The following is a 25,854-nucleotide window of genomic DNA, read 5'->3' as shown; positions in this document are numbered from 1 at the left end:
CCGGTTTTTTAGGCAGGGAAAAGGTTTCTATACATTTTTAGGGGAAGGGGGACTATTGTACTAGACTGTTTTACAAAAGACATGTGAAAGGTGGAAAAGGAGTTGAAGAGATTGAAAGTGTGTCTTTCAATGATGTTAGTATTATTACTGTTTTTCAGTAATTTCGGTGCAAAAATACATGCAGAAACGCAAACGTCCGCACCAGCATCACCTGTAAACCTGCAGATACCGAACCTTGCTTTTGATGAAGACAGCATTACTCTTGTGTGGGATAAGCCAGAGAATTACAGTGATATTGTTGATTTTAATGTTTATATGAATGGCAAGAAAATCGGAAGCGCTTTAAAGGATAACAGCGGCCCGGCAAAGGCCTATATCGATAATTTCTATAAAAATATTGATCAAGACGATTTTCACGTGGATATTTTAATTCATAATTTCACAGTTGAAAATCTTAAACCAAACAGATCTTATGAATTTTATGTAACTTCAATCAATGCGGCTGGTGTGGAGTCGGCGCCATCCAACAAAATTGTTGGCCAGACAACGGCTGTTCCTGATGTTTTTAATATTGTTGATTATGGTGCTGTACCAAATGATGACAAAAAGGATACGAAGGCTATTCAGGCAGCCATAGATGCAGCAACCCCGGGAGCAAAGGTATTGATTCCAAAGGGTCAATTTATCTCAGGGGAGATCTGGCTGAAATCGGACATGACGTTACAAATCGACGGCTACCTGCTTGGCTCTCCAGATCCTGAAGATTACAGCCGAAATTTCTGGGTTTATGATTATTCAACGGATGAGCGCTCCTACGCCCTCATTAATGCTCACACCTATGATTATGGGAGCCTTAAGAATATTCGGATCGTCGGTAAAGGAACAATAGATGGAAATGGGTGGAAACAGGATCCGAGTTCCCCTGCCATTGATGAAGCAGGGAATGAACTCCCTCGGTTAATGGCTGGCAGCAATTCAAAAGTAACCGGTGATGTAAAAGTTGAAAATGGGAAAATGAGTCCGCTCGAACTTGCTTCCCCTAATACATATGGGATTTTGGCGGCAGCTCAAACCTATGCAGCTCAGGTGGATGGCATGAATGCCAAGTCTGCCTACTCTACCCGTTCCAATCTGATTACGGTACGTGGTGTTGATGGTATGTATTATGAAGGAATTACCCAGCTTAACCCCTCTTTCCATGGGATTGTCAATCTTCACAGTAAAAATATTGTAGTCAACGGTACAACGGCCAAAACATATGATGCTAATAATGCCGACGGCTTTGAGTTTGGAGATTCACAAAACATTATGGTGTTCAATAATTTTGTAGATACCGGAGATGATGCCATCAACTTTGCAGCAGGCATGGGACAGGCAGCAGCCGATGAAGAACCTACTGGCGAGGCATGGATCTTCAACAACTATATCCGCGAAGGCCATGGCGGAGTGGTGACTGGCAGCCATACAGGCGGCTGGATACAGGACTTTTTAGTAGAAGATAATATTATGTATAAAACAGATGTCGGTCTGCGTGCCAAAACTAACACGCCAATGGGAGGCGGAGCAAGAGATATCCTATTCCGAGATAATGCTTTGGAGGGTATAGATGGTGATGGCCCATTCGTGTTTACATCCTCTTATGAAGACGCAAATGCGGCGATCCTCTATGAGCCGGCACAGAAAATTTCTCAATTTAAGGATATTCGCGTAGAGAATACAACGGTCCGTAATCAAGGGGGAAGCAAGAAACAATCCATCTTGGTAACAGGCAATAGTGATGTGGGTGAGGTTTATCACGAAAATATTATTTTCAAAAATGTTAAGTTCGATAAAGTTTTCTCTGCCAACTTAAATTATGCAAAGGATTTAAAATTTATCAATGTTTCCTTTACAAATGTCCTTGATAATGGCGGAAATCCGTGGAGGATCCAAAACTCGACAGGGCTGGTTTTTGAAAATACAACAGCAGCTCCACAAAATGCGGCTCAAAAACCGCAATGGTCAGATGAAGCAACGGTACAAGCTGTGTCGTCGGATGATGGAAAGAGCGTCACATTAACTTGGAATGGTGCCTCAGACAATACAGGTGTCTCTGGATATACCGTCTTTAAAGATGGACAGAAAATCGGGACCGCGTATACCACAACGTCAGGTACTAGCTATACGGTAACGGGACTAACCCCAGCTAAAGAGTATACATTCAAGGTAGAAGCAGCCGACGCAACGGGCAATCGAACTTCAGACGGTCCACAAACTAAAGTGACAACGAGTGGAACAGCTGATGTAACTAAACCAGTTCTCCCTGCCAGCACTCAAATGAAAGAACCAACTACAATGATTCCTGCTAGTGATACTTTTAACGGACAAAAAGTAGAAGTGATTTACCCTGGATTTACCTGGGCATCCGTTACCTGGCAGCCGGCAAGTGATGACACTGGAATTGCCGGTTATAATGTATATGCTAACGGAGAATTTCATGGGTTTGCTGATTCCAATAACTATACCCTAACTGAGCTTCAGCCTGGTACAAAATATCGGATTGAAGTAGAGGCAGTCGACTTGGCTGGAAATAAAACACCATATGGATCCACGTATGAACTGGAAACTGCCGTCCCGTATGCAATTGGGGCACCGTCCTTTAAGGGCGGACTTCAAGCTCAAATGGGAGCCGATAAAAAAAGTGTCACTCTTTCTTGGAACAGGGCAACAGCGGAAAACCAAGAAGTCCTCGGCTATCGTGTTTATGTCAACGGTCAGCCTATTAAGCCAGAGGGAGCAGTATTTACACCTATTAATAATGAAGTAACCACGATTGAAACCACTTATACGATAACAGGCCTTAAACGAGGAAAGGAATATACCTTTAAAGTGGAAGCAGTCGGAAAAGGCATCAAATATTCCAAACGAGAAAGATTGGCCGGCAGTGTGGATTTTCCAGAAGGGCTTGTGGCAGTGGAAGGGTATAGATGGAGCGGGTTTGGACCTAGTAAAACCCTTACTCTCAATAAGGATTTTAACTCAAGCAACGGGGCAGGCAATGGCCAGATAAAATAGAAACAGCAAGGTATAAAAAGTTTTTTCTGAATAGAGGGCTTCTCGATTAGAGGGGGAGCTTTCTATTCACTTATGAAGAGAGAAAAATCACTTCATCATTTAGTAGTTTCAGATAAAAATAAACCTGTTTACCAAGCGGTAAATATAGATTATTGTTAAAAGGGAGGCAAACGCTTCCATGATCAGCTAACAGGGAGTCTGATAATGATGGCTGCAAAGATAAAAAACTTTTTCCAACATTATTTTTTCAATTCCTTTAAATCCACAATTAATACCCTTTACCTCCCTATCATTATTATTTTTATATTCATTTCAGGCTGGGTTTCATCCATGCTGGCTACCTCACAAATTGAAGAAAATGCCTATAAAAATGTCAATGATACTATCTTTCAGACAAAGAGTTATTTAGATTACATGCTATCAGATGTCTTCTTGCAGCTGGTGTCGCTGTCAAGTGACCCAAAGGTTCAGTCGCTCTTGAATGCGGAGGAATCAGAAATTTCACCTGAAACAAGGGTAGAGATCGATCGAAATTTACAGATGATCTATTCGCGCTATAGCGTGATTCTGGAGTCTGTACTGATTGATTACGAGCGGGGACAGCACCCGTTTTACCGTACTCCATATAATTCATATCCGTCTGTCAATTATGACGCTTATTTTTCAAAATATAAGGGGAATCGGGAGGGCTACTACTGGGAAAATCTTCACCCGGATGTCAATTTTAATAAAAACTATAAAGTTATCTCCGTATTGAGATTGATGGAAAGTGAAAAAACAAGAGGAATGGTGCTATTTAATTTAAGGACTGATTTCTTTGAACAGGTATTGAACAAATCATTGATCGGTAAAAATGGTTACTTGACGTTAATTAGCGCAGATGGAAATTTTGAATCAAAGACTGTGAAAGAGGAGTATAAGCTCGACAAAGAGACGCTGCATTCCTTGCAAATGGAGGACAAAGAAAACGGTCAGTTTACCTATAAGAGCAGTGTCGGCGAAAATATGATTGTCATTTACGATACCCTTGATTCGAATAATTGGAAATTGGCCGCCGTTGTGCCTGAAAGTGAAATTTTAAACAAGGTCAATTATATCAAGCATTTTACCATTTTGTTAATTGTCATTCTGGCCTTTTTTGCCATTTTTCTAGCTAACTTTATTGGTAGATTTATTTCAAAGCCAATCCAAAAAATGGCCAATCAAATGGCGGGATTTAATCAAAAGAACCTGGACCTTGACTATGATGTGACAGGCCCGGAAGAAATGAAAATTCTCCATAATGGCTTTAAGGAATTAATCGTGCGCATCCATACATTAATGGAGCAAATTCAATTGGAGCAAGAGGAGAAGCGCCAATTGGAATTTGCCATTATGCATGCCCAAATCAACCCGCATTTTTTATACAATACACTTTACTCTATTAAGGGCCTGTGTGATATGGGCCTTAATCAGGATGCCAGCCAAATGATCAGCGCGCTTTCCAGTTTCTTTCGGATCGGCATCAGCAAAGGACGGGAAATCATCAGCATTCAAGAAGAAATAGAACATATTCAGCATTACTTGTATATCCAAGAGATGCGCTACGGCGATGATTTCACTTACCAAATAGATGTAGATGAGGGAATTTTACCCTATAATATTATTAAACTCTCATTACAGCCCCTGATTGAAAACGCTATTTACCATGGTGTCAAGCAAAAGCGGGGCAAAGGGAAGATCACCATCAAAGGGAGCCAATCGGGAACTGACATTCTATTAGAAGTAACGGATGATGGTCAAGGGATTGAAAAAGGTAAATTAGATGAGATAAGGAGGGAAATGGAGTCTTCCTACCAAGATAAAAAGGCATTTATCGGGATTGGCCTGAAAAGTGTCAATGAACGAATTAAGATTCATTTTGGTAAAGAGTATGGTCTGACGATTTTGAGTGAACCTGGTCATGGGACAACTGTGAGGATGCGAATTCCCAAAACAAAAGGGGAGAGTGTGAAACATGCATAAAGTAATCGTTGTAGAGGATGATCGAATTATTCGCCGCGGGCTATGCAAGGCCATCCCTTGGGAGGAAAATGGATTTATCTTGGCAGGGGAGGCGGCTGATGGTGCCGTAGCCCTTGATTTAATCAAAAAAGAGCAGCCGCAAGTGGTGGTTTCTGATATTAATATGCCGTTTATGAACGGGCTGGAAATGGCCAAGCAGGTTAAGGAAGTCAGCCCGGACACGAAAATTATCTTTCTGACCGGTTACGAGGAGTTTAAATATGCCCAGGAAGCCATTAAATTGAGAGCGTTTGATTATTTGTTAAAACCCGTTACGGGTGAACTGCTGCTTCAGAAGGCAAAGGAGGCTGCAGCGGAATGGGAAGAGAAAGTGTTAAAGGACAAACGCTTCCATGAATCACTGCCGCTGCTTCAACAACATTTTTTCCAAAGGCTGGCCGAGGAAGGAAGCAGCCAGCAAATGGATATTGAACAGGAATTGGCTAATTTGGGCATCCAAATGGCGGGGCCATACTTTTCAGTCATTCTTATGCAGTACAACAGCGAGGGAGAAGTACAGGATTTTAAAGATCAGATGATGCAGCTGGCTGAAGCTTTGTTTGCCAGCTTAGATTCTATCGTGATGGAAGTGAGCATGAATCAACTGGCCATCCTAGTATCCTTGGAAAATGATTTCGATGGCACCAAGGCCATGCTTGCTCAAGAGTTATTTGATTTTGTTAAACAAAAAGCCAAGCAGCCAGTCACCATTTGCTATGGCAGAACCTATGCCAATCTATTTGAAATCCGCAAGGCTTTTCTGGAAGCCTGTCTCGCCATGGATTTGCGGCATATCATGGGAACTGGCAGAGTGATATCCTTTGAGGATACAGTTTCAAAGGTGGAACAGCAGGAAAATGAAATTGTGGAATTGCAAGTCAAAATGGAAAACCAAATTAAGCTGGGGCTGCCAGATAAGGCGAAACAAACCCTCGAGAACTTACATCAGGCAATCCTCGAAACAAAAGCGATGGGATTGGCTGACGTAAGGGTTCTTGCCTTGAAATTCAGCACCATGCTGTTTTTTGAAATAGAAAAATGGAATGAGGAACAAACCGGAAGCTTTAATTCTTCGGAAATGTATCAAGATATAGTAGGAGTGCAAACGCTTCCTGAGGTGATCGAGATACTCAATGAACTCATTCAGCGATGGTCTGAGGCCATGTCCAAACGGAAGGGGAAAAATCAATTCAGCCATGTTGACCAAGCGATCGAATACATGAAAGAAAATTATCAGGACCGAGGTTTGACCTTGCAAAAATTGGCTGATGTCATTCATGTCAGTACCCCTTATTTGAGCAACTTATTTAAAGTAGAGAAAGGGTTTAATTTTGGCGATTACTTGCTGGAATTGCGGATGAAAAAGGCGATGGAACTGCTTCAGGAGGGAAAGGTTAAAACGAGTGAGGTCAGTGATCGGGTAGGCTATAGTAACCCGCAGTATTTTAGTATTTGTTTTAAGAAATATACAGGTTATACTCCTGCTGAGTATCGGAAAAATTTTTAAAATAGACTCCATCAGCAGGGAAACGTTCATTTCTGCTGATGGAGTTTTTGCCATGTTTAATGGGTGCTTTAAAAAGGAAAAGCCGCATCTAGGTCCGCTAACAGGTTTTGCCTGCATTTGTTCATAGACGAGAGAGCGTTCTGCAGAACAGGTTCATTAACCCGATAATAAGGAATGCTGACACTAAAGGCACCGAAGTTTTTTCCGTTTAAGCTAAGACTCATGCCAATGCAAAATACTTCTTCCTCATGCTCTCGGTTATCAAAGGCATACCCCAGTTTGCGGATCCGGTTGATTTCCTCCATAAATGGCTGCTTTTCTGTAATCGTATACTGGGTGAACCGAGTAAGCTCTGTTTCACTGATATAAGTTTCGATTTCTGAATCCATCTGCTCAGCCAACATTGCCTTTCCCATGGCCGAACAGTATAGCGGCAGGTTTTTTCCTATTTGAGAATACAAACAAATCGGCTTATTGCTCTCAAGTTTATCGATATAGACAATGTGGGAGCCGTTCTTGATTCCAAGGTGGACAGTTTCTCCAGTTTCGGCTTGCAGCTGTTTTAAATATGGCTGGGCAAGGTCTTTAATGTCAAATTGATCCATCGCCCTGTTGGCATAGCGGATAAGTGATGGGCCTAATTTGAATTTTTTCGTTTCTTCATCTTTCCGTACATAACCAATTGCCGTTAATGTGTCGAGAATCTTTAAGGTGGTTGGATTCGTCAACCCTGCCCCTTTGGCAATTTGATTTAATGTTTGTGGAGTGTCCTTTTCGGTTAAGTACGTTAGTATTTGGTCTGCTTTAATCAGAACGGTGCCATAAAGCTGCTTTGTTTCTGCCATAGTTCCACCCGTCTTTTCGTATAATAAATTTTTTAGATACATAGTTTCGGATATTCATTGTAATCCCCAATATGATTATATATAATTGAGTTGTAAGTTTCTATATAATAAATGAAATTTCCAAATAAGAAATTAAAGGCAGGCAGGGAGATTCAATGAAAAAATTAAAAACGCTCACAAAACTAGTAGATTGTGGTGTAGTCGCCGTCGTTAGAGCAGACTCCAAAGAAGAAGCGATTAATATCTCAGAAGCATGCGTAAAGGGCGGAATTTACGGAATTGAAGTTACGTTTACTGTCAAGGATGCTGATGTGGTCATTAAGGAATTAACATCCTTCTATGAAACAAATCAAGATGTCGTGATTGGCGCAGGTACCGTTCTCGATGCTCAGACTGCAAGAATTGCCATCCTGGCAGGTGCCCAGTATATTGTCAGCCCAAGCTTTGATGCGGAAACCGCCAAACTTTGCAACCTATATCAAATTCCATATATGCCAGGCTGCATGACCATTACGGAGATGAAGCATGCTTTAGAAGCAGGTGTAGACATTGTAAAATTGTTCCCTGGAAGTGCTTTCGGTCCGGACTTCGTGAAAGCGGTTAAGGCTCCTCTTCCACAAGTCAATATAATGCCAACCGGCGGTGTAAGCTTAGAGAATGCAGACCAATGGATTAAAAATGGCTGTGTGGCAGTCGGTGTCGGCGGGAACTTGGTAGCCCCTGCAAAAACGGGCGATTTTGATAAGGTGACCGAAATGGCGCGGCTTTATGTAGAAAAAGTTCAAGCAGCAAGAGAGGCATAAATCTATGAAAAAAGTCGTTACATTTGGAGAAATTTTACTTAGATTATCGACCGATGTGGGAGAGCGGCTTTCACAGGCTAGACAAATCAATATGCATTATGGCGGTGCTGAAGCAAATGTCAGCGTGTCATTAGCGCTGTTTGGCCATGATGTTTATTACGTTAGCAAAGTGCCTAATAATGTCCTAGGAATAGCAGTGGAGAATCATTTGAAATCCTATGGCGTACATACGGATTATTTGTTAAAAGGCGGGGAGCGGCTGGGAACCTACTATGTGGAATCAGGTGTGGGCCCGCGCAGTGCTCAAGTCACCTATGACCGTAAAAACTCCAGTGTTTCGCAGCTGGCGGCCGATGAATTGAATTGGGATGAAATTTTCAAGGATACCTCGCTGTTCCATGTTACCGGCATCACCGCAGCATTGGCTCCAGCTATGAGAGAAGTAGTCTTATATTCTTTGAAAAAAGCCAAGGAATATGGAGTGGCGACCAGTTTCGATTTTAATTATCGGGCAAAGCTTTGGAGTCAGCAGGAAGCGGCCGAAGCGATTAAAACCTATTTGCCATATGTGGACATATGCTCATGCGGGGAATTAGATGCCATCTATCTTTTAGGAATGGAAAAAGCAGACGAGTCTTTGAAACCGGAAGAAAAGTTAGCTTACTACTATCAAATCTTAACAGAGCAGTATCCAAATATCCGCTATGTAAGCTCCACTTTCCGAGGCGTTCTCTCTGCTTCAACCAATACGCTTCAGGGGAATTTCTATAAGGATGGCGTACTGTACCAGTCAAAGGCATTTCAAATTGATCATATTGTCGACCGTGTTGGCGGCGGCGATGCCTTTGCTGCAGGAATCCTCCATGGCATTTTGAAAGGGCTTGCTCCAGAAGAGCTGATCACCTTTGCAACAGCGGCATCCGTGTTAAAGCATACGGTCCATGGTGACTGCAATGTATTCACGGAGGATGAAATTCTTGCTTTTGCCAATAGTGCACCTGGAAGAATTGTTAGATAACCATTTTTATAGTCAAAAATCATATTTTTAGGAGGAAAATGAAAATGGAAACACGTTATGCGAATCATCCAGAGGAAATTAAACGCTATACAACGGAGGAGTTACGGAAACACTTCCTAGTAGAAACACTGTTCGAGCTAGGAAAGGTTCACTTAACTTATACGCATGTTGACCGCATGATTTTTGGCGGCGTAACACCTGCTGAGGAAGAATTAACGATTACTCTTGATAAACAATTGGGTGTTTCTTATTTTCTTGAACGCCGCGAATTAGGAATCATAAATATTGGCGGGGAAGGCTCTGTTTTTCTTGATGGCGTTGAATATGATATGGTTCGCTATGATGGTCTTTATGTAGGAAGAGGCACGAAGGAAGTTTTGTTCCGCTCCAAGGATGCGGCAAATCCAGCAAAATTCTATATCAATTCAACACCAGCTCATCACACTTATCCAACGGTGAAAATTGATATTAATAAAATTAAGCCGCTTGAAGCAGGTGAACCAGGTACATTAAATGAAAGAAAAATTCATCAGTACATTCATCCAAATGTGTGCGAGAGCTGCCAGCTGCAAATGGGCTTGACGATGCTCTCGCCAGGCAGTGTTTGGAACACAATGCCATGTCATACGCATGAACGCCGTATGGAAGTATACCTATACTTTGATATGGAAGAAGATACTCGTGTATTCCACTTCATGGGCCAGCCAAACGAAACAAGACATTTGATTATGAAAAATGAACAGGCTGTTATTTCTCCAAGCTGGTCTATCCATACTGGAACTGCTACAAGCAACTATACATTTATTTGGGGAATGTGCGGCGAAAACATTACTTATGATGACATGGACCATGTCAAAATGGAAGAATTGCGATAGAACGACGGAAATGGATATAACTTTTATAAAAATATAAATATACCATTTGGAGGCTAAATCAGATGACTACGCAGTTAGACAACTTCTCATTAGATTTCTTTTCTTTATCAGGCAAAGTCGCTATTGTAACAGGAGGAAATACGGGCCTTGGCCAAGGTTATGCGGCAGCATTCGCAAAAGCTGGAGCTGATCTTTTTATCGTAACCTACGACAATAACTGGGATGAAACAAGAGAGTTGATTGAAAAACAGGGCCGCCGTGTTGAGTTTTTTCAAGCTGACCTGACAAATAGGGAGGCCATTAAATCCGTTGTGGCCGCCTGTTTGGATGCATATGGCCGAATAGATATTTTGGTGAACAATGCCGGCACCATCCGCCGTGCACCGCTTCTTGAGTACAAGCAAGAAGACTGGGATGCCGTCATGGATATTAACTTAAACTCTGTTTATTTCCTAAGCCAAGAAGTGGCTAAAGTTATGGTGGAACAAAAGAGCGGTAAAATTATTAACATTGCTTCGATGCTGTCGTTCCAAGGCGGTAAATTTGTTCCGCCATACACAGCCAGTAAGCATGCCGTAGCTGGAATTACCAGAGCATTTGCAAATGAACTGGCACAGTATGGTGTCCAAATCAACGCCATTGCTCCTGGTTATGTCGAAACAGCAAATACAGCTCCAATTCGTGAAGACGAAGAGCGCAAGGAAGAAATCACTGCCCGGATTCCGGCAGGCCGCTGGGCAACTCCGGCAGATCTTATGGGAGTAGTTGTCTTCCTGGCAAGTAAAGCATCTGATTATATGAATGGACATATCCTCGCAGTTGATGGCGGATGGCTTGCTAGATAATCTAGGATTGTCAAAGGAAAAGCCGTATCACACTGGAGAGTGATACGGCTTTTTTCCATCTAGTAGTGGCTGAAAAAGGGCAGGAGATTTGAATAGTGAACTAGTCGATTTTAGCACATGAACAATAGAACATTAATTTTCTATCTAAGCGGCAGGAGGCTGCAAAATGATAACAAAAGAGTTGTTTATTGAAAAAAAAGAAGTGTTAAAAAACATTGATCTACTAATGAATAATCTTACAACTATCAGGGATGATACAGGTGAATTTCTGCTAAACTTCGATGGCCTGGTGGTAGATGATAAGAGCTGGAATGTATGGAATTGGCCGCAAGGTGTTGGGTTGTATGGCATATATAAGTTTTGGAAATTGACCAATAGTGAACAGGCTATGGCCATCATCAAAGAATGGTTTGATGCTCGTTTTGAGGAGGGAGTTCCTCCAAAAAATGTGAATACAATGGCTCCTTTGTTAACATTAGCTTTTCTATATGAGGATACGAAGGAGCAGGTATTCGTTCCCTATTTAGAAAAATGGGCGGAATGGGTCATGCATGATATGCCTCGTACAAAAGAGGGCGGATTGCAGCATATGACCTATGGCCCCGAAAACAAGAATCAGCTTTGGGATGACACCTTGATGATGACTGTTCTGCCTCTGGCTAAAATCGGCAGATTATTAAATAAGCCAGAGTATATAGAAGAAGCGAAAAAGCAATTTTTAATTCATATTAAATACTTATCCGATAAGAGAACGGGACTATGGTTTCATGGATGGACATTTGAAGAAAACCATAATTTTGCAGAAGCATTATGGGCAAGAGGAAATTGCTGGATAACCATCGCAATTCCAGAAATTATTGAGATTCTTGATCTTAAGGCTGGAGACTTTTTCAGAGATTTCTTGATAGAGACATTGAATCGACAGGTGGAGTCGCTGGCAAAATACCAGCATGAAAGCGGCTTATGGCATACTCTGGTAAATGACCCAGCATCCTACCTTGAGGCCTCCGCAACTGCAGGCTTTGCCTACGGTATCCTTAAGTCCGTTCATAAGCGCTATATTAGCGGGGACTATGAGAAAGTGGCTTATAAAGCGATAAGAGGATTATTAAACGAGATAAGCGAGGACGGAACTGTCAAAAAGGTATCTGTTGGAACGGGGATGGGGGATACCCTGCAGTTTTACAAGGATATTAAAATTACGGCTATGCCTTATGGACAATCACTTACAATCCTTTGTCTATCTGAATTTTTGAATACGTATATTTAACAGATGCTCCCTTTCGATGGAGAAGCATATGTTCAATGGCTTATGCTTATCCTCACGTATGTGACGCAAGGAAAGGGGAATTCAGATTACTTAGATCCTCGGGTATTATGGGGAATGCCAGAGGCTTAAATCATTTCAAGGGGGAAATATGAATGACTTCACAATTAACTGATTTTTCGTTAGATTATTTTTCACTAAAGGGGAAAGTGGCCATCGTCACAGGGGGAAATAAAGGAATCGGTCAAGGGTTTGCTGTGGCGCTCGCCAAAGCTGGCGCCGACCTGTTCATTGTTACTCATGGCAGGGAGTGGGATGAAACTCGTGAGTTGATTGAAAAAGAAGGCCGCCGTGCTGAGTTCTTCCAAGCTGATCTATCAAATCGAGAAGTAATTGCGGATTTGGTAGCAGCCTGCAAACAGGCTTACGGCCATATCGATATTCTCGTGAACAATGCCGGCACAATCCGCCGTTCCCCTTTGCTAGAGTACAAGCAAGAGGATTGGGATGCCGTTATGGATTTAAACTTAGATTCTGTTTATTTCCTCAGCCAAGAAGCGGCTAGGGTAATGGTCGAACAAAAATCTGGAAAAATCATTAACGTCGCATCGATGCTGTCTTTCCAAGGCGGTAAATTTGTTCCTCCATACACTGCCAGTAAGCATGCTGTAGCTGGATTAACGAGAGCGTTTGCCAATGAATTAGCCCAGTATGGCGTTCAAATCAATGCGATTGCCCCTGGATATGTGGAAACGGCAAACACGGCTCCTATTCGTGAGGACCTGGAACGGAAAAAGGAGATCACTTCCCGCATTCCAGCAGGCTATTGGGCAACTCCAGTTGAGTTAATGGGATCAGTCGTTTTCTTGGCAAGCAAGGCATCCGATTACATGAATGGACATATTCTGGCCGTTGATGGCGGATGGCTGGCCAGGTAATCCTACAAAGAATAATGGGCCGTATCAATGAGGGTTGGTACGGCTCCTTCTATAAAAATACTTTTTCATTGGAGGAAACTGATGAAAGCAAATATTGGAATTAGAGCGCATGATGTTCCATCTCTTTCTTTAGAGCAATTGACGAAGGAAATTGCAGGCAAAGGGTTTACAGGGGTGCAGCTGGCATTGGCCAAGTCGTTTCCTGATATTAACACAGGGCTGGGAAGTTTAAGTCCCGGGCTTGCCCGATATATCGGGGGTGCCTTTCGTAAGGAAAACCTGCAAATAGCGGTGTTAGGCTGCTACATTAATATGATTCACCCGGATGTCACGGAAAGAAGAAAAGTGTTAGAACGGTTTAAAGAGCATATTCGCTATGCACGGGATTTTGGCTGCAGCATTGTCGGAACCGAAACGGGGAATGTGCATGCAGAAATTCATTATACAGAAGATAATTTTACCGAACAGCCCTATCAGCAGGTGGTTGAAAGTGTTCGGGAGCTTGTCAGCGAAGCGGAGAAATTCGGAGTCATCGTTGGGATTGAAGGGGGCGTCAACCACCCAATCCATACACCGCAGCGAATGAAGCGTCTGCTTGATGATATTCCATCCAATAACCTTCAAGTGATATTTGACCCGGCTAACTTTTTAACCATTGATAATTATCAGCACCAAGAGCAGGTCTTTGCAGAAGCATTTGAGCTGTTTGGCGACCGGATCGTGATTCTGCATGCCAAGGATTTTGTGATTGATGACAATTGGGTCAAAATGGCCCCGGTTGGGAAGGGGTTATTGAACTATGATGCAGTCTTTAAATATATCAAGTATCAAAAACCACATATCAACATCTTATTAGAGGATACAAGGGAACCCCATCTTAGCCATAGTAAAAATTATTTGCAGGAGAAATTTGAGAAAGCCTAGTATAACAGCGGCTGCAGACTCAGGCATGATCAAAAGCTTAAGTCTGTAACCGCTTTAAATTTATTTCTAAAAAATATTGCTAACTTTATTTTGCCAAGGTAAAATGGAGGAGAAGCTAAATTGTTAACGTGAACATATTTTTTTGCGGAAATTTGTTAACGTGAACATATTCTGAAAATATGAACCTATTCTATTGAAAGCTGGTGCTTTAAGTGAAGAAATTTATGGATGAAAATTTTCTGTTAAACAATGAAACTGCCATCCGCTTGTATCATGACTACGCAAAAGATATGCCAATCATTGATTATCATTGCCACTTAAGTCCAAAGGAAATTTTTGAAAACAAAACCTTTAAAAACATTACTGAGATTTGGTTATATGGCGACCACTACAAATGGCGGGCCATGCGTGCTAACGGGATTGAGGAAGAATATATTACCGGCAAAGCCAGCGATTATGACAAGTTTTTGGCTTGGGCAAGAACTGTTCCAATGACGATTGGAAATCCATTATATAACTGGACCCACTTAGAACTGCAGCGCTTCTTTGGTATAGATGAAATTTTAAATGAAAAAAGTGCACCGCAAATTTGGGAGAAGGTAAACGCCCTTCTTAACAGCGAAGGCTTTGGGGCAAGGGATTTGATCAAAAAATCAAAGGTAGAAGTGGTTTGCACAACTGATGATCCGGCTGACAGCCTGGAATACCATTTGAAATTAAAAGAAGATGCTGATTTTGATGTATTAGTATTGCCAAGCTTCCGCCCGGATAAAGGCTTGGAAATTAACCGCGATGGCTACCAGGAATGGGTACAAAAGCTGCAACAGGCATCTGGCATCGAAATCACTTCCTATGAGCAATTTTTACAAGCCATTGAACAGCGTGTCCGCTTCTTCCATGCAGCAGGCGGCAGGGTTTCTGACCATGCGATTGATACCATGCTGTTTGCTGAAACAACGAAAGAAGAAGCGGCGGCCATCTTTGCTGAAGCGTTAAAGGGCAATAAAGTTTCTCCTGAAGATGAGAAGAAGTATAAAACCTACACAATGAAATTCCTGGGCGGCCTGTATTCCCAACTAGGCTGGGCAATGCAGTTCCACATTAACGCATTGCGGAATAACAATACCAGAGGGTTCAGACAGCTTGGACCTGATACTGGTTATGACGCTATCAATGATGATCAAATTGCTAAACCGCTTGTCCGTTTATTGGATGCGATTGAGCAGGAAAACGGCCTGCCAAGAACCATTATTTACTCATTAAATCCAAGCGATAACACCGTTATTGCAGCGATCATCGGTTCGTTCCAAGGCGGCGGAATTCCAGGGAAAATCCAATTTGGTACAGCATGGTGGTTTAACGATAATAAAACGGGCATGCTTGAGCAAATGCAAGCTCTCTCCAACCTGGGTTTATTCACCCGGTTTATCGGGATGCTGACAGACTCAAGAAGCTTCCTTTCTTACACAAGACATGAATACTTCAGAAGACTTGTTTGTTCCTTAATTGGGGAATGGGTTGAAAACGGCGAAGTGCCAAATGATCTTGAATTCTTGGGCAAAGTGGTGCAAGGCATCTCCTATAATAATGCGAAGGACTACTTTCAATTTCAAGGGAAAGAGGCATTAGTTAGATAAAAAAATAACCTGGCTGGGCGGCTATCAATTATGTAATTTCCTGATATGATAAAATATAGGACAGCGAATGTGTAAAGGGTGAAATGATGGTTACTATTAAAGACATTGCTAAAATCGCAAATGTTTCCCATACGACAGTGTCACGGGCCTTAAATGACAGCCCGCTAATCAAACCAGGGACCAAGAAAAAGATTCTTGAGATAGCCTCTCAGCTGAACTATACACCAAACTATAATGCCAAAAGTCTTGTCATGCAGCGGTCCTATACGATCGGATTGTTTTTGACGAGCATTACTCAGGGTACTTCATCAAGCTTTTTTGTGGAAACGGTAAAGGGTGTTAATCAAATAATTAATCAGAATTATAATTTGTTTGTAAGAGGAATCGATGATATTCAAGACTATTCAATGATTCACAACAAACGGTTTGATGGCATTATTTTAATGAGCCAGAGTGAAGTCGACGATGATTTTATTGCCTACCTAAAGGACAAAGAAATTCCCTGTGTAGTATTGAACCGAGATATTGGCGACCAGTCCATCATCAATATCCTGTCAAATGACCGCGAAGGCTCCACACAGGTGGTCAAGCACCTGCTGCAAAACGGCCATCGTGACATCGGATTAATCGAGGGGATCAAAGGATTCAAATCCACTATGGAGCGGAGAGAGGGATATTTGAAAGCCCTTATAGATGGCAATGTTCCGCTAAAAAACGAATACATCATTCAAGGGAATTATGATATGGAAAGCGGCTATAATGCGATGGAAAAATTGCTGGCGCTGGACAATCCGCCGACAGCAGTATTTTGTTCGAACGATGATATGGCCATCGGTGCCATCAACGCTGCTTTTGCTCATGGCATAAGGGTCCCGGATGATATCTCCATTGTCGGGTTTGATGATATTGAATTCGCGCGCTACACCAATCCGTCACTGACCACTGTAAAACGTCCGATTGAAAAAATAAGTGCTCTCGGTGCTAAAAAGATTCTAGAAATGATGAATACAGAAGATCCTAAAGCTGGTGAAAAAATCTTTGTGGAAACGGAACTTGTCGTCCGACAGTCAGTGAAACCAGTTACGCCTTAAAACCTGCTAGCCAGCTGGCGGGCAGACATGATTTTGTTAACGTGTGCATAATCTGTATTAAACATGAGGAGGAGTTACAAATGGAAAAACTATCAAGGAATGTAGTGAAAAATGCTCCGAAATATCCGGAAAAGGTGCTTCAGTTTGGCGAAGGCAATTTCTTACGTGCGTTTGTCGACTGGCAAATTGATGTTTTGAACAAGGAAGCAGACTTTAACGGCAGCGTCGTTGTTGTTCAGCCGCTTGGCCAAGGTATGGTAGAAAAGTTAAATGAACAAGATGGACTTTATACGCTTTACCTGCAGGGGATGAAGGAAGGAAAAGCAGTCCGCGAGCATACAACGATTAACAGCATCAGCAGAGGCTTAAATCTTTTTAAAGAATATGACCAATATTTGGAGCTGGCGGCCAATCCAGAATTGCGGTTTATTTTTTCTAATACGACGGAAGCGGGGATTGCCTTTGATGAAAATGACCGCTTAGAGGACCGTCCACAAAGCAGTTATCCAGGCAAATTAACCGCATTCTTATATCATCGTTATCAAGTTTTCAACGGTGATAAAGAAAAAGGTTTTATCATCATTCCATGTGAGTTAATTGACCGCAACGGTGAAAAATTAAAGCAAATCGTCTTGCAATACGCAGAGCTTTGGAATCTTGGTAAAGGATTTGTTCAGTGGCTTGAGGAAGCTAACACGTTCTGCTGCAGTCTGGTAGACCGGATTGTTCCAGGATTTCCGAGAGATACCATCAATGAGATAACAGAGGAGCTTGGCTATAAAGATGATATGGTGGTTGTCGGAGAGCAGTTCCATTTATGGGTCATTGAGGGACCGCAATGGATTCGTGAAGAGTTTCCGGCACATAAAGCAGGGCTGAATACATTGTTTGTCAATGACATGACTCCTTACCGCACAAGGAAGGTTCGGATCTTAAATGGCGCCCATACTGCCATGACACCAGTCTCTTACTTATATGGTTTAGATACAGTGGCTGAAGCGGTTGATCATGAAGTGGTGGGCCAATATATTAAAGAGTTAATCTATGAGGAGATTATCCCGACGCTAGATTTGCCAATTAATGAACTAAACTCATTCGCGGCTGCCGTGTTAGAGAGATTTAGAAATCCATTTATCCAGCATTTCTTAATGAGCATCGCTTTAAACTCGATGTCTAAATTTACAACGAGGGACCTGCCGTCATTACTCGAATTCATTAATCGCAAGCAAGAATTGCCTAGAAAACTAGTATTCTCTTTAGCGGCACTGATTGCTTTTTACAAAGGAAAGCGCGGGGAAGAGGACATCAAGCTTGCGGATGACCAGGACATCCTTGAACTCTATACAGCACAATGGGGCGGCTATGATGGAACTATCGAAAGCGTGGAGACTATAGTTAAAAATGTGCTGGGTTATGAGAAAAACTGGGCAATGGATTTAAACCAAGTACCAGGATTAACGGAAGCTGTAACGAAGGATCTATTTGAAATTCTAACTAAGGGAATGCAGCAGTCGGTTCAGGCAGTGCTGGGTCAGAAAGCAGCGAATTAATAGGGGGGAAAGCAGATGTTGGATTTTACACAAATTAACGAGATCGATAATGTGGTTGTAGCACTGAGAGATTTACCAGCTGGCCATGTTATTACGGTAAAAGGGAAAAACATTGAACTGAAGCAGGACGTAAGCAGGGGCCATAAGATTGCCATTCAGCCAATCGCTGTTAATGAATATGTTGTGAAATATGGCTATCCGATTGGCCATGCGATTGCAGACATCTCGACTGGGGAACATGTTCATACTCATAATACGAAAACTAACCTGGATGGGATAAAGGAGTATCAATTCACTCAAAAGCTTAATTCCAACCCTTATCAAAAGGAGAGTCTGACCTTCCAGGGATTTCGCAGAAAGAACGGCGAAGTGGGCATCCGCAACGAGCTGTGGATTGTGCCGACAGTCGGCTGCGTCAACGGGATGGCAGAACGGATGATCAAGATTTTTGAAAAAGAAGTCGGAGATATCAGCCCATTTGACAATATCATGGTCGTAAAGCATAATCTTGGCTGCTCTCAGTTAGGGGACGACCACGAGAATACTAGAAAAATTTTACGGGATGCTGTACTTCATCCAAATGCCGGCGGTGTGTTAGTGCTAGGCCTTGGATGCGAAAACAATAATCTGCATGAGTTCAAAGAAAGCTTGGGCGAGTATGATGAAGAACGCGTGAAGTTTCTGGTATCACAAGAAGTGAGCAACGAAATTGAAGCGGGTGTGGAGCTGCTAAAAGAAATCTATGAAGCTGCTAAAAATGATAAGCGTGAAACCGTGCCTCTTTCTGAACTAAGGGTCGGCTTGAAATGCGGCGGTTCTGATGGATTTTCTGGTATCACTGCGAACCCGCTGTTGGGCAGATTCTCCGATTTTCTTGTTGCACAGGGAGGAACGACTGTTTTAACAGAAGTGCCTGAAATGTTCGGTGCGGAGACTATTCTGATGGAGCGGGCAGCAGATGAAGAAGTATTTGAAAAAACCGTTCATTTGATCAATGATTTCAAAGGGTACTTCCTAGAGAATAAACAGCCAGTTTATGAGAATCCATCTCCAGGAAACAAGGCGGGCGGAATTACGACTTTAGAGGATAAGTCACTTGGCTGTACACAAAAAGCAGGTACATCGACAGTTACTGATGTGGTTAAGTACGGTGACCGTCTGCAGAAAAAAGGCCTCAATCTGTTGAGTGCACCTGGCAATGATTTGATTGCTTCTTCTGCCTTGGCGGCAGCTGGCTGCCAATTGGTTCTATTTACGACGGGACGCGGAACTCCATTTGGTTCATTTGTGCCAACGATGAAGATTTCCACCAATACGCCGCTGTATGAAAACAAGCCGCATTGGATTGATTTTAATGCCGGGGTATTGTTAGAGAAGGAATCTGGTGTTGTGTTAAGGGAGTTTATTGATTACATCATTAGCGTAGCGAGCGGTGAACTTGTTAATAACGAGAAAAATGAATTTAGAGAGATTGCTATTTTTAAAACGGGCGTTACTTTATAGGATACCGGCTCGGGCAGCTTGCCCGAGCTTATATTTATCTGAATGGATGGCTATAAATAGTTAGTACGAATGTGAAATGGAGGGGGCTGTTTTGTAGCTAATTTGACCTCATGAGAACAAAAAGCATCCGAAACTCTCAAGAATTGTCTACAGGAAGGGCTGCCTCTCGCTCGATTTAAAAGCCATATGATGACTACAAACCCAGAAATAATCATTTTTTCCAAGATACTCATTTACCGCAATTTCTACTAACATCCTATAAGAAAAATGATTATATAGCCAATAGAATGCGAGCAATATACTCAATGTTAATAGAAACCCTGCCAATCTATTAAAGGGGGATGCGAGGAAATGACAACAGAACCAGGCAAAATACATCCATTCAACATTACCGTAGCTCAAGATGGAACGGGCGATTATCATACGGTTCAGGCAGCAATTGACGCCATACCAGAAAATAATAAAGACAAAATTGAAGTGTTTATAAAAAAAGGGGTCTATAAAGAACAGATCACTATCCCAGCAGATAAACCATTTATTACGCTAATAGGAGAAAATGACAAAAATACGATCTTAACCTACGACAACCACGCGAAAATTCCAAAACCTGAAGGCGGCATCATTGGAACCAGCGGCAGTGCAAGTATTTATATATTCGCTAGTGACTTTACAGCCAGAAATCTAGCAATGGAAAATTCGTTTAATCCAAAAAGAATGGCCGGAGAGACACAGGCAGTAGCTGTCTATGCTAGTGGTGAAAGGATGTTATTCTTTCAGGTGCGATTTCTCGGAAACCAAGATACTCTTTATGTGAAAAACGGAACCCACTATTTCAAAAAATGCTATATAGAAGGGGACATCGACTTTATTTTTGGAGGGGCAAGAGCTGTATTCGAAGAATGTGAGATAGTCTCCTTGGACCGTGGTTCTTCTACCGACAATGGATATGTCTCTGCTGCCAGCACCCACATTAATGAGCCATATGGGTTCCTATTTTTAAACAATAAATTTATTAGTCCAGCCCCAGATGGCACGGTATACCTTGGCAGGCCATGGCATCCAGGAGGAGACCCCTATTCAGCCGCAAACGTCGTTTTAATAAATAATTATCTGGGTTCACACATCCATCCAGAAGGATGGACGGATATGTCGGGATTTAGTGCTAAGGATGCCCGGTTCTATGAATCTAGAAATCATGGTCCTGGTGCCAATCCGGCCCGGCCGCAGCTGACAGATAAAGAGGCAAAAAAATTCACCATTGAGAATATATTAAATGGGTGGAACCCTGGAGTGAACTAAAGAAAAGGGGTGCAGTTTCATTTGTCTGCACCCAAACCATATTTATATCAAAATCCCTGTTGAGTTAACCACCCTGCACATAACTCTGTCCACTTTCCCACGATAGGTTCGTCTGAAGCAAGCCCTAATCCATGACGTCCATGTGGAAAAATATGCATTTCAAATGGGACCTTCTTTTTACTTAGAGCTGCAGCATACAAAAGACTATTTTCAACTGGAACCGACGCATCATCGGCAGTATGCCAAAGAAATGCGGGCGGGGTATCTGCTGTCACATTCCGGTCGCAAGACAATAAGGTTCGAGCTTCCTCATCAGGATGATCTCCCAGTAAATTGATCATTGACCCTTCATGAAAATGCTCCAATAAGGAGATAACCGGATAACACAGCACAGCAAGATCTGGGCGGCAGTCTTCTTGATCAACCAGATCAGAAAAATCAGTTCCATGATGATGGTACAAAGTAGACGTCGAGGCGGCCAAATGTCCGCCCGCTGAAAAACCAAGTATACCTACTTTCTGTTTATCCAAATTCCACTCTTCAGCATGTGAACGGACAAACCGGATCGCCCGCTGTGCATCAGTCAACGGGACGGGATGCTTATAGGGCGCTGTGCGATAATTTAAGACAAATGCCGAGATCCCAAGGGAATTTAACCATCTGGCAACAGGCTCTCCCTCATGATTGGCCCGATGGTGATAGCCGCCGCCAGGACAAACAATCATTGCTGCTTTATTTGCACTCTCCTTAACCAAAAAGGGAATAAGTGTTGGCGGATTTTCTTGGTCATCAAGTTGTAGAAAAGGAATTTCCCCATTCCAAAGAAAATGTTTCATTTTTTCAGCTCCTCTAAACAAAAGCATATAATCCTAATAACGGATGACAATCTGCTGCACAATAGAACTATTTTATACTAAATTATATAGCAATCTATATGTTATAAGGTATAATCATTATTTTTTACGATGTTCATTTTATCAGTTTTTTCTAACAACTGCCTTTTAAATCAGCATGAAGAAATGATTACGGGTGAGAAACGACATTGACATAAAAAATGAGATTCATTAAGGTAAAATTATGAAAGCGCTTAATGAGTGTTGAGGAGAGTTGAGAAAATTGAAGCATAAGCCAAAGTATTTTTATCGTATCTTTATTCCATTTATATTAGTTGGAACCATAGGAATGATCTTGTTTAATGGATTTGCTTATTTTTTTACCAAAAATTCTTTTGAGGAGAAAATCACAAAGGAAAAACAAGAAAATGTGGTCCAAACGATGAATACTCTTGAGCAAAAACTTCAGACATTGGATTATACGTTTAATTCATATATCCATGATACGGCCTATAAGTCCTATATACGGCAGCCGTTAACGGTAAAGCAATTTGATCAATATCGATCGATACAAGAACAATTAAATTATATCTCTTCTTTTGGGCCGAGCCAAACAACCGTCGATTTAGTTAGTCTTGAAGGAAATTGGGTGATCAATGAAAAAGGTTTGAAACAGCTTACCGAACAGGATAAAAAACAAATACAAGACACATATCTATCACTCCCGCATGATTCAACATGGCTTAAAGAAGAACAAAACGACCGAATCATTAAACTGGTTAAACGAACTCCTTTTTATCAGACCGCCAAATCCGGGGTAATCATTATTGATATTCCACTGAAATCTTTTTCAAATCTAATCTATCAATCTAACACTAATAATCCAATTTATATTTACAGTAAGGATGGAAAACGGCTTTATCCAACTCATATCGAAAAGGACCAAAGCATTAATATAAATACGCTCCAAAACTTAATAAATGAGCATGAGCCAACAGGAATAAAGGCTGTTGACCCAAAAGGGAAGGAAAAGTATCAAGTTGTGTATTCTAAGTCAGAATACAATGGCTGGCTATACGTATCCAAGATAAGTGATTCCGAATTGTCCCAGAATATGAAACCCACGATGGTTGCTTCTGTATTAATGAGCAGTTTTTTGTTAATCATTACGCTCATCATCGCCTACGTGAGCTCGGATTATCTTTCAAGACCAATCCGGGAACTGCAGAAATTTATCCCCTTGGCAAAGAAAGAGGGGATTAAGGATGAATTTGAACTAATCGGTAAGTCGATACGTGAGGTATTGGTGAAAAACCAGTCTTTAGAAGATATTGTGACAAGTCAGCAGGAACAATTAAAGACCTTGTTTATGTTTCATCTGTTCCATGGCCGGATGGAAGAAATAGAAATAATGGAAGAAATGCAAGGGTTTGACTATACACAGAGCTGGGCTTGTTTGTATGTAATTGTCATCCAATTTGATAGTTTGGAAAATAGCCAGTATACAAGAAATGATAAAGATCTGCTGCTGTTCTCGATCAATCAAATCGTGTCAGAGTTAATTGACCCAAGAGAGCGGCTGACACCAACTGTTTATGACTCAGAAACACAGGCGACCATTTTTATTTGCCAGGACACGGAATATGGGCAGCACGTGATTGAAATTAATCAATTCGGTGAAAAAATCCAAAGCCAGATTAAAGAAATATTCAATTTATCGATAAGTATTGGGGTCAGCAAACCCTTTGAAAATCTGACCGATAGTAAGAACGCATTACTGCAAGGTATTGATTCATTAAAATATCGTCTGAAATTTGGAAAAGGCTCAATTATCTTTTACGATAGCATTTCTGATATTTATACGAACAAGCAAATCAATACCTATTTTCCAAAAGTACTGGAAAATCAGTTGTTTGATTCGATTAAATTAGGGGAAAGTGAAAAGGCAAAGGAGATTTTGCATCTGCTGTTGGCTGACATGTACAAGCATAGCCCGACACCGCAAGAACTTGAACTTAACATCATGAGATTCATCAATGATTTAATGAGCTTAATGCAAGTGATGGGAATGGATACGATAGAGATTGATGGACAGAAGACCATTTACCGTGAGATATCAGACATGAGTACGGCAGAGGAAATTGAGCTGTTTATCAAGAACAAGATTGTCTATCCATTGACCGATATGATTGCTGAACGAACGGATTCCCAATTCAAAACGATTGCAGAAAAGATGGTTTATATAATCCATCATGAATATGATACTGACCTGTCATTGGAATCCATAGCTTCAAGGCTTCATTACAATAAAAACTATTTAAGCAGTATCTTTAAAAAGGAATTTAACCAGTCATTCAGCAAATATTTATCTTTATACCGGTTTGATATGGCGAAGAAATGGCTAATAGATACCAACTTATCGGTTAAGGAAATATCCGAAAGGCTTCAATATAATAACTCGCAGAACTTTATTCGTTCTTTTCAAAAAATTGAAGGGACGACCCCAGGGAAATATCGTGATCTCCATCGGGACGATACGCTCTTTTCCAGCTAATTGCTTATATCCACCAAAAAACAGCAGCCCATTGGCTGCTGTTTTTTGGTGAGCTCTTGTTTACTTCTTAATCAAGCTTTAACGGAACCCACCAAAGCTCCTTGGACAAAGTACTTTTGCAGGAATGGATATACGATTAGCATTGGAATCGTTGCTACGGTAATAACAGCCATTTTAACCGTTTGAGCAGGAGGTATGACATCAACTGCTGCTGAATCTGCCTGCATCCCGCTTGAAACAATAACGATTTGACGAAGTAACACTTGAATCGGCCACTTCGATGAGTCATTTAAGTAAAGAATAGCGTTTGTATATTGGTTCCAGTAAGCAACTGCATAGAACAGTGAAATGGTGGCAATCGATGGAAGTGATAATGGCAGCATGATTTTAAAGAAAATCTTAATATCGTTACAGCCATCGACTTTTGCAGATTCTTCTAAACTGTCCGGAATTCCTGAGAAGAAGTTCCTCATTATAATTAAGTTAAATGCATTAATGGCGATTGGAAGAATTAATGACCAGTAAGAGTTGATCAATCCCAAGTTTTTTACCACTAGATAGGTAGGAATCATCCCGCCGCTAAACAGCATAGTGAAAACCACTAAGAAGTTAATTAATTTTCTTCCATATAGGTATTTTCGTGAAAGAGCGTAAGCCATAAACGAGGTTAAAACCATACTTACGACTGTTCCGACCACCGTTACGACAATGGAGACTGTCAAACTTTTAAAAATCATCGGGGTTGAAAAGATATACTTATAGGCCCCCAATGAGAAAGTGGTGGGGAACAGGATAAAATCTTTTTGAATTACCTCCTCTGTAGTTGCAAACGAGCTGGCAATTACATTAATAAAGGGAATCAGACAGGCTAGTGAGATCAGTAATAGAATCGCTGCGTTAACAAAGTTAAACACGCGATTCCCAAGTGTTTTGTCGTGCATTTTATAAATCCCTCCATATGATGTTGATTTTTTCTTGATTTCACTATAGCAACGAGCAGATTGGTACGTCTATAATCATTTCTTCACCAACTATAATATGGAAATGACGGAGCAATCATCTGTATCCTCATGCGCATACGCAAAGATACGATGAAAATACTCATTTCCAAAAATACATAATCATTTCTTAAGAAAGGGCTTACATGATGGCAGCTAACAGACAATCTAACCGGATGATTGTAGACGTTATGGTTTTTTTTATATACCTTTGACATGTACTCAAAAAATCACAACAACGAAAAATTCAATGAAGGAGGAATTGTTAGT

Annotated in this window: 19 protein-coding genes; 16 read left to right on the top strand and 3 right to left on the bottom strand. The window is 41.4% G+C overall.

Features of this window, described 5'->3' with window-relative positions; all coding sequences use genetic code 11:
- Nucleotides 1-129: 129 nt before the first annotated feature.
- From NFS43_RS10320 to NFS43_RS10310, 3 genes are all read left to right on the top strand, one after another.
- A complete protein-coding gene (locus NFS43_RS10320) occupies nt 130-3,054 on the top strand; it encodes a fibronectin type III domain-containing protein (RefSeq protein ID WP_251551575.1) in 2,925 nt (974 codons plus the stop codon).
- A 207-nt stretch (nt 3,055-3,261) separates the two neighbouring features.
- The gene (locus NFS43_RS10315; RefSeq protein ID WP_251551574.1) at nt 3,262-5,058 is read left to right on the top strand and encodes a sensor histidine kinase; all 1,797 of its coding nucleotides are present in this window, start codon (nt 3,262-3,264) and stop codon (nt 5,056-5,058) included.
- Nucleotides 5,051-6,604 carry a response regulator gene (locus NFS43_RS10310; protein WP_251551573.1) on the top strand — a complete coding sequence of 518 codons (1,554 nt, stop codon included), beginning with the start codon at nt 5,051-5,053 and terminating at the stop codon, nt 6,602-6,604. Before NFS43_RS10315 ends, NFS43_RS10310 begins: the two co-directional genes overlap by 8 nt.
- 68 nt (nt 6,605-6,672) lie before the next feature.
- On the opposite strand, the gene NFS43_RS10305 is transcribed toward NFS43_RS10310, so the two are convergent.
- Nucleotides 6,673-7,449: an IclR family transcriptional regulator gene (locus NFS43_RS10305; protein WP_251551572.1), complete on the bottom strand. Its 777-nt coding sequence runs from the start codon at nt 7,447-7,449 to the stop codon at nt 6,673-6,675.
- A 155-nt stretch (nt 7,450-7,604) separates the two neighbouring features.
- Between NFS43_RS10305 and NFS43_RS10300 the strand changes: the two genes are divergently transcribed.
- The 12 genes from NFS43_RS10300 (at nt 7,605) to NFS43_RS10245 (ending at nt 21,199) form a co-directional block, all read left to right on the top strand.
- The gene (locus NFS43_RS10300) at nt 7,605-8,252 is read left to right on the top strand and encodes a bifunctional 4-hydroxy-2-oxoglutarate aldolase/2-dehydro-3-deoxy-phosphogluconate aldolase (protein WP_251551571.1); all 648 of its coding nucleotides are present in this window, start codon (nt 7,605-7,607) and stop codon (nt 8,250-8,252) included.
- A 4-nt stretch (nt 8,253-8,256) separates the two neighbouring features.
- Nucleotides 8,257-9,270, top strand: a complete 1,014-nt coding sequence (locus NFS43_RS10295; protein WP_251551570.1) for a sugar kinase — start codon at nt 8,257-8,259, stop codon at nt 9,268-9,270.
- 44 nt (nt 9,271-9,314) lie between these two features.
- Nucleotides 9,315-10,145 carry a 5-dehydro-4-deoxy-D-glucuronate isomerase gene (gene kduI / locus NFS43_RS10290; protein ID WP_251551569.1) on the top strand — a complete coding sequence of 277 codons (831 nt, stop codon included), beginning with the start codon at nt 9,315-9,317 and terminating at the stop codon, nt 10,143-10,145.
- 62 nt (nt 10,146-10,207) lie between these two features.
- Nucleotides 10,208-10,990, top strand: coding sequence for a 2-dehydro-3-deoxy-D-gluconate 5-dehydrogenase KduD (gene kduD / locus NFS43_RS10285; RefSeq protein WP_251551568.1), 783 nt, complete (start codon nt 10,208-10,210; stop codon nt 10,988-10,990).
- 166 nt (nt 10,991-11,156) lie between these two features.
- A complete protein-coding gene (bglB, locus tag NFS43_RS10280; protein ID WP_251551567.1) occupies nt 11,157-12,260 on the top strand; it encodes a beta-galactosidase BglB in 1,104 nt (367 codons plus the stop codon).
- A 152-nt stretch (nt 12,261-12,412) separates the two neighbouring features.
- Nucleotides 12,413-13,195 carry a 2-dehydro-3-deoxy-D-gluconate 5-dehydrogenase KduD gene (kduD, locus tag NFS43_RS10275; protein WP_251551566.1) on the top strand — a complete coding sequence of 261 codons (783 nt, stop codon included), beginning with the start codon at nt 12,413-12,415 and terminating at the stop codon, nt 13,193-13,195.
- A gap of 81 nt (nt 13,196-13,276) precedes the next feature.
- Nucleotides 13,277-14,119, top strand: a complete 843-nt coding sequence (locus NFS43_RS10270; RefSeq protein WP_251551565.1) for a sugar phosphate isomerase/epimerase family protein — start codon at nt 13,277-13,279, stop codon at nt 14,117-14,119.
- A 224-nt stretch (nt 14,120-14,343) separates the two neighbouring features.
- On the top strand, nt 14,344-15,756 hold the full coding sequence (gene uxaC, locus NFS43_RS10265) for a glucuronate isomerase (RefSeq protein ID WP_251551564.1): 1,413 nt from the start codon (nt 14,344-14,346) through the stop codon (nt 15,754-15,756).
- 86 nt (nt 15,757-15,842) lie between these two features.
- Nucleotides 15,843-16,847, top strand: coding sequence for a LacI family DNA-binding transcriptional regulator (locus tag NFS43_RS10260; RefSeq protein WP_251551563.1), 1,005 nt, complete (start codon nt 15,843-15,845; stop codon nt 16,845-16,847).
- 80 nt (nt 16,848-16,927) lie between these two features.
- Entirely contained in the window at nt 16,928-18,397 is a 1,470-nt protein-coding gene (locus NFS43_RS10255; RefSeq protein ID WP_251551562.1) for a tagaturonate reductase, read from the top strand.
- A 15-nt stretch (nt 18,398-18,412) separates the two neighbouring features.
- A complete protein-coding gene (locus NFS43_RS10250; protein WP_251551561.1) occupies nt 18,413-19,900 on the top strand; it encodes a UxaA family hydrolase in 1,488 nt (495 codons plus the stop codon).
- Between the two features lie 351 nt (nt 19,901-20,251).
- On the top strand, nt 20,252-21,199 hold the full coding sequence (locus NFS43_RS10245; protein ID WP_251551560.1) for a pectinesterase family protein: 948 nt from the start codon (nt 20,252-20,254) through the stop codon (nt 21,197-21,199).
- Between the two features lie 47 nt (nt 21,200-21,246).
- On the opposite strand, the gene NFS43_RS10240 is transcribed toward NFS43_RS10245, so the two are convergent.
- Complete coding sequence (locus tag NFS43_RS10240; RefSeq protein ID WP_251551559.1) at nt 21,247-22,035, bottom strand: alpha/beta hydrolase; 789 nt, start codon at nt 22,033-22,035, stop codon at nt 21,247-21,249.
- A gap of 280 nt (nt 22,036-22,315) precedes the next feature.
- Here NFS43_RS10240 and NFS43_RS10235 point away from each other — a divergent pair, with 280 nt between their 5' ends.
- Nucleotides 22,316-24,586, top strand: coding sequence for an AraC family transcriptional regulator (locus NFS43_RS10235; protein ID WP_251551558.1), 2,271 nt, complete (start codon nt 22,316-22,318; stop codon nt 24,584-24,586).
- A 71-nt stretch (nt 24,587-24,657) separates the two neighbouring features.
- Here NFS43_RS10235 and NFS43_RS10230 read toward each other — a convergent pair whose 3' ends face one another.
- Nucleotides 24,658-25,527, bottom strand: coding sequence for a carbohydrate ABC transporter permease (locus NFS43_RS10230; protein WP_251551557.1), 870 nt, complete (start codon nt 25,525-25,527; stop codon nt 24,658-24,660).
- Nucleotides 25,528-25,854 lie beyond the last annotated feature (327 nt).

This window comes from Neobacillus muris, from assembly GCF_943193175.1.
GTDB lineage: Bacteria > Bacillota > Bacilli > Bacillales > Cytobacillaceae > Neobacillus > Neobacillus muris.
Note: the sequence above shows the minus strand (reverse complement) of the source record. Positions and strands in the feature narration are given on the sequence as shown.

Excerpts from the sequence above, each read along its gene's own strand:
- kduI (WP_251551569.1), top strand. The coding sequence starts at position 9,315 with ATGGAAACACGTTATGCGAATCATCCAGAGGAAATTAAACGCTATACA.
- kduD (WP_251551566.1), top strand. The coding sequence starts at position 12,413 with ATGACTTCACAATTAACTGATTTTTCGTTAGATTATTTTTCACTAAAG.
- NFS43_RS10305 (WP_251551572.1), bottom strand. The coding sequence starts at position 7,449 with ATGGCAGAAACAAAGCAGCTTTATGGCACCGTTCTGATTAAAGCAGAC.
- NFS43_RS10320 (WP_251551575.1), top strand. The coding sequence starts at position 130 with ATGATGTTAGTATTATTACTGTTTTTCAGTAATTTCGGTGCAAAAATA.
- NFS43_RS10255 (WP_251551562.1), top strand. The coding sequence starts at position 16,928 with ATGGAAAAACTATCAAGGAATGTAGTGAAAAATGCTCCGAAATATCCG.
- NFS43_RS10315 (WP_251551574.1), top strand. The coding sequence starts at position 3,262 with ATGGCTGCAAAGATAAAAAACTTTTTCCAACATTATTTTTTCAATTCC.
- uxaC (WP_251551564.1), top strand. The coding sequence starts at position 14,344 with ATGGATGAAAATTTTCTGTTAAACAATGAAACTGCCATCCGCTTGTAT.
- NFS43_RS10310 (WP_251551573.1), top strand. The coding sequence starts at position 5,051 with ATGCATAAAGTAATCGTTGTAGAGGATGATCGAATTATTCGCCGCGGG.
- NFS43_RS10300 (WP_251551571.1), top strand. The coding sequence starts at position 7,605 with ATGAAAAAATTAAAAACGCTCACAAAACTAGTAGATTGTGGTGTAGTC.
- kduD (WP_251551568.1), top strand. The coding sequence starts at position 10,208 with ATGACTACGCAGTTAGACAACTTCTCATTAGATTTCTTTTCTTTATCA.
- NFS43_RS10260 (WP_251551563.1), top strand. The coding sequence starts at position 15,843 with ATGGTTACTATTAAAGACATTGCTAAAATCGCAAATGTTTCCCATACG.
- NFS43_RS10240 (WP_251551559.1), bottom strand. The coding sequence starts at position 22,035 with ATGAAACATTTTCTTTGGAATGGGGAAATTCCTTTTCTACAACTTGAT.
- NFS43_RS10295 (WP_251551570.1), top strand. The coding sequence starts at position 8,257 with ATGAAAAAAGTCGTTACATTTGGAGAAATTTTACTTAGATTATCGACC.
- NFS43_RS10270 (WP_251551565.1), top strand. The coding sequence starts at position 13,277 with ATGAAAGCAAATATTGGAATTAGAGCGCATGATGTTCCATCTCTTTCT.
- NFS43_RS10245 (WP_251551560.1), top strand. The coding sequence starts at position 20,252 with ATGACAACAGAACCAGGCAAAATACATCCATTCAACATTACCGTAGCT.
- NFS43_RS10250 (WP_251551561.1), top strand. The coding sequence starts at position 18,413 with ATGTTGGATTTTACACAAATTAACGAGATCGATAATGTGGTTGTAGCA.
- NFS43_RS10230 (WP_251551557.1), bottom strand. The coding sequence starts at position 25,527 with ATGCACGACAAAACACTTGGGAATCGCGTGTTTAACTTTGTTAACGCA.
- bglB (WP_251551567.1), top strand. The coding sequence starts at position 11,157 with ATGATAACAAAAGAGTTGTTTATTGAAAAAAAAGAAGTGTTAAAAAAC.